This window comes from Mesorhizobium sp. M7A.F.Ca.CA.004.04.2.1 (assembly GCF_004022825.1).
Classification (GTDB): Bacteria; Pseudomonadota; Alphaproteobacteria; order Rhizobiales; family Rhizobiaceae; genus Mesorhizobium.
Genome location: NZ_RZPH01000812.1, coordinates 1 through 2,789, shown reverse-complemented (window position 1 = coordinate 2,789; position 2,789 = coordinate 1). Strand labels below are relative to the sequence as shown.

General features: G+C 63.6%; 3 protein-coding genes. 1 reads left to right on the top strand and 2 read right to left on the bottom strand.

The window, feature by feature from the left end; genetic code table 11:
* Positions 1-1,120 (bottom strand): MFS transporter (locus tag EN893_RS27465; RefSeq protein ID WP_128361929.1); only part of this gene is annotated, 1,120 nt, incomplete at its 3' end.
* Between the two features lie 146 nt (positions 1,121-1,266).
* On the opposite strand from EN893_RS27465, the gene EN893_RS27460 reads away from it, so the two are divergent.
* Positions 1,267-2,175, top strand: a complete 909-nt coding sequence (locus EN893_RS27460) for a LysR substrate-binding domain-containing protein (protein WP_164748869.1) — start codon at positions 1,267-1,269, stop codon at positions 2,173-2,175.
* 148 nt (positions 2,176-2,323) lie between these two features.
* Here EN893_RS27460 and EN893_RS27455 read toward each other — a convergent pair.
* Positions 2,324-2,789, bottom strand: a 466-nt coding sequence (locus EN893_RS27455) for a response regulator (RefSeq protein WP_245490917.1), incomplete at its 5' end; no start/stop codon positions are given.

The window sequence follows — 2,789 nt, the reverse complement described above, 5'->3', positions numbered from 1 at the left end:
TTCCCAGACCCATCCCCGCGATCAGGCAGCCGGGCAGCATCGTCAGCCAGTCCGGTTGCGCGGCGGCGCTGCCGAATTTCATCAGGATGAACCCGACGCCGATGATGACGAGGCCCGCCGGAATGATGATGCCGGGCCGATAACGCAGCGAAAAGCGCTCTGCCAACGGCGGCAGCACAAGCGTCGGCAGCGTGTAGGCAAGCAGGGCAAGGCCGGTGGAGACGGTGTCATAGCCGAGCCCGGCGTGGAACCAGATCGGCAGGTAGATCATGAAAGGCCAATAGCTGAGGTTCATCGCGGCAGAGCCGACGATGGCGCCCGAAAAGGGCCGGATTCGGAAGACCGAGAAATCGAACATCGGCCGCTGGCTGACCTTCTCGGCAATGAGGAAGGCGATGAAGCTCACTATCGAGATACCGAGGATCGCCAGCGCGGCAGGGCTGGAGAAACCCAGATCCGGCCCCTGGATGATGTAGAAAACGAGGCAGAAAACCGACGGCGACAGCGTCAGGATGCCTGCTACGTCGAGCTTGCCCGCCTGTGGATCCTTCGATTCGTGGACGCCCATCAGAGCGAGGGCGAACGCCAGCGCCGCAACCGGCACGTGGACAAGAAACACCCATTGCCAGCTCGAGACCGCGACGATGCCGCCGCCGATGATGGGGCCGAAGCCGAGGCCGGTGCCGAAGATGACGCCCCACCAGCCCCATGCGACGGCGCGTTCGCGCCCTTCCCGGAATTCATGCGACAGCACGGCAAGCTGGCAGATCAGCATCGCACCGCCGCTCAGGCCCTGCAGAAACCGGGCGACGATGAGCGTGGAGACGCTTTCGGCGACGCCGCAGATCAGTGATGTCAGGCCGAAGGCGGCGATGGCGACCAGAAAGACACGCTTGTGCCCGTAACGATCGGCGATCGTGCCGACCGCCATCAGCACCGTCGTGACCGCGATCGTATAGGCGTTCATCACCCATTGCAGTTGCTTGAAGTCGGCGTGCAGAACCTGCTCCAGTGTCGGCAGAATCGTGGGAACGCTTGAAATCTCCAGGCCGAACATCAGGCATGCCAGGCAGGCGGCAAACAGAACCACGATGCCTCGGCGGGTCAATACAGTGGGCATGATTCAACCTTTCGAACGTATTTGTCGGCAATCGGCGAATCCATCGCAGCTCGCCCGGCGCGCGTATGGCCCAGGGTAGGCGAGGCTTGATCATATTAGAATTGCATGGTTGGCTATTTCAGAGACAACAAGTGCGGATAGCTGACATGACGCTGGACGTAGACGCTGTGAAAACATTCGTCGCCATCGCCGATCTTCAGAGCTTTACGCGTGCGGCCGAGGCTCTTGGCAGCACACAAGGGGCGATCAGCGTGAAGCTGAAGCGGCTGGAAGAGCGCGTCGGCCAGAAATTGATCGAGCGCACGCCTCGGCTGGTGCGCTTGTCGGCGCAGGGCGCGGTGTTTCTCCAGCCCGCACGCGACTTCCTCGCGGCACACGATCGCGCCATTGCCAGCCTGTCTTCGGTGCGCCGCCGCTTCACACTGGGCATCGCCACCCATGTCGGAGGCGCGGAAGTCCCGACATTGCTGGCGCGGCTCAATGCGCATGACCCGGCGCTCACCATCGAAGTGCGGCTCGATGATTCGCGCGACCTGCTGGATGCTTTCGATCGCGGTGAGATCGACGCGGCGATCATCCGCCGGGAGGACGACCGGCGCGATGGTGAAGTGCTGGCGCCCGAACATTTCGGCTGGTACGCCGCGCCCGACTTCGTCCACCGGGCCGACGAGCCGCTGCGCCTGGCGGCATCCTCGCCATCCTGCGGTATTCGTAACATCACCACCCGCGCGCTCGACGCTGTCGGAATATCGTGGACGGAGGTGTTCCTCGGCTGCGGCTCTTTCGCCGTTGCCGAAGCCGTCTCGGCCGGCCTCGCAGCCTCGGTATTTTCCTGCCGGCTTGCCCCATCCGGCACCATCGAGGTCAGCCGGAAATTCGGGCTGCCGGCGCTGCCGCCTTCCGAGATCGTGCTGCTTTCGACGCTGACGGACGCCAAGTCCCGCGAGGCGCTGAGGACGCTTGCAATGGCCTTTCGCGAGCATCGTCCGCCTGTGGCGGGCAATGCCGGACGGCCCCGGTTCCGCAGTTCCCAGATGGTCGACGGCCTGGCCTAGAGCAATTCTAGGGAAAGTGTGAAGCGGTTTTCCGTTTAGAATTGCGTTAAAACAAAGAGTTAGAGCAGATCGCCGTTTTCCGTGAAACGGTGAAATGCTCTAGGACTCCACCCTCGGACACCAGGGCTGAGACCGGGCGCCTTTGCTGCTATTCGGCCGCCGGTGCCAGCGGCCTGACCCTGGCCATCATCGAGCGCAGCACCGCTGGTTTGAGCGGTTTGTTGATCACCGCAATCTCGAGCCCGCCGGCGGCCGTGCGCACCTCATTGGAGCGGTCTGCGGTGACCAGCACGGCCGGCAGGGTGTCGCCATGGAGCGCGCGCAGCCTGACGATGATATCGAGACCCGTTTCGCCGTCGAGATGGTAGTCGGCAAGGACGATGTCCGGGCGGTGTGTCACCACGCTTTCCAGATCCTTTGAACCGGACACGGTGTCGACGTTGCAACCCCAGCCTTCGAGCAGGAGCCGCATGCCCTCTAGGATGCGGGCGTCGTTGTCGATGCACAGCACATGCAGTCCGGCCAGCGAAGCCGTCGCGGCCGTGCAGGAACCGCGGCGCGAGATCGACGCCAGGGTTCCTGCCCGCGCGACGGGCAGGATGACGGAGAAGCGC